The organism is Pirellulales bacterium (genome assembly GCA_035939775.1).
In the GTDB taxonomy this organism is placed as follows: Bacteria; Planctomycetota; Planctomycetia; order Pirellulales; family DATAWG01; genus DASZFO01.
Genome location: DASZFO010000174.1, coordinates 1 through 1,569, shown reverse-complemented (window position 1 = coordinate 1,569; position 1,569 = coordinate 1). Strand labels below are relative to the sequence as shown.

Annotated in this window: 1 protein-coding gene; it reads left to right on the top strand. The window is 58.6% G+C overall.

Annotated elements, in window-relative coordinates:
- Nucleotides 1-209: 209 nt before the first annotated feature.
- Nucleotides 210-1,569, top strand: a 1,360-nt coding sequence (locus tag VGY55_11510; protein HEV2970587.1) for a carbon starvation CstA family protein, incomplete at its 3' end; no start/stop codon positions are given.

Genomic DNA, 1,569 nt, shown 5'->3' with positions numbered 1-1,569 from the left:
AACGACGGTGCGAAACATGTTGATCTCCTTGTTATGAATTTCATCCTCTGTCGGCGGATTGCCGATGCCGCGCGGCGGTCAGTTGCCTCGCGCATGATCAGGAATCACAAGAGTTATCGTGCTGATCTAGGCCGCGAGTGGCCAGGGACGCGCATTCAGCCGCAAGCGCGGCATAGCGGCCGTGGACTTTATTGTTCATAATGACAGCCATGCTCTTGGCCAACATTTTCTTCGAAGAGCAAGACGGCCGGCTGATCTGGCACGCCATGCCGTTGCTCTTGGGCGCGCTCTGCGTGTTGGCGATCGCATATCGATATTACAGCGCGTTTCTGGCGGCCAAGGTGGCGGCTCTGGACGACTCGCGGCTCACGCCCGCTTACCGGTTTAGGGATGGTCACAACTACGACCCGACGAACAAGTGGGTGCTGTTCGGTCATCATTTCGCGGCCATCTCCGGCGCCGGCCCGCTTATCGGTCCGGTTCTGGCGATTCAATACGGCTACATGCCGGGGTTGTTATGGCTGGTGATCGGCGTGTGCCTGGCGGGCGCCGTACAAGACATGCTGGTGCTGGCAGCGTCGGTTCGACGTGACGGCAAGTCTTTGGCCGAGATCGCCCGCACTGAGTTGGGTCGGCCCGCGGCTATCATCGTCTCGGCCGCGATTCTCTTTATCGTTGTGATTGCTTTGGCGGGCTTGGGCTTTGTGGTGGTCAAAGCGCTGGGCGGGGACGAGGTGCGATTGGCCGAGGGCACGCGCGTCATTCTGCCCGGCGAAACGTCCGTCGAAAAAGTCTCGGCTCACAGCAGCGAACAAAAGGCCGTCTACCGCTTTCCCGAGAATTGCCAAGTCTATTACGCCCCGTCCACGCCTCCCACTCTGCGATCCGAATCATTCTTGATTGAGACGCCCGCCGACTGGTCGGCGAACACAAACGAAACCAGCGCCATTGATCTCCCTGCCGGATCACTGGAATTGGTGCCGGGCAGTTCCTGGGGCACTTTCACTATCGCCTGCACAATCCCAATCGGCCTGGTCATGGGTTGGTACATCACAAAGGTTCGAAAGGGAGGCGGCATTGCCGGCGCGTCGGCGTTTGGAGTGGTGGCCGTCCTCGCCGCCGTCATCATCGGCAACTGGGTTCCCGGCTCGATTTTTGAACGATTTTTTTTACTGACGAAAAACCAAACAATCATCGCCCTGGCGGGCTATGGGTTCATCGCATCAGTACTGCCGGTGTGGCTACTCTTGTGCCCGCGCGACTACCTTTCGAGCTTTCTAAAAATCGGCACGATTGCTTTGCTCGTCGTGGGTGTGATGGTGGCGAATCCGCGTTTGCAATGCCCGCCGCTCAATCAGCAATTCCTTCACGGCGGCCCGACGTTCAAAGGCGACATTTTCCCGTTCGTGTTTATCTGTATCATGTGCGGCTCCATCTCCGGCTTCCATTCGCTCGTGGCCTCGGGCACGACGCCCAAGATGGTGGAAAAAGAAAGTCACATTCGCGCCATCGGTTATGGGGCGATGCTGATGGAAGGGCTGGTGGGAATCGTCGCCCTGATCGCGGCCG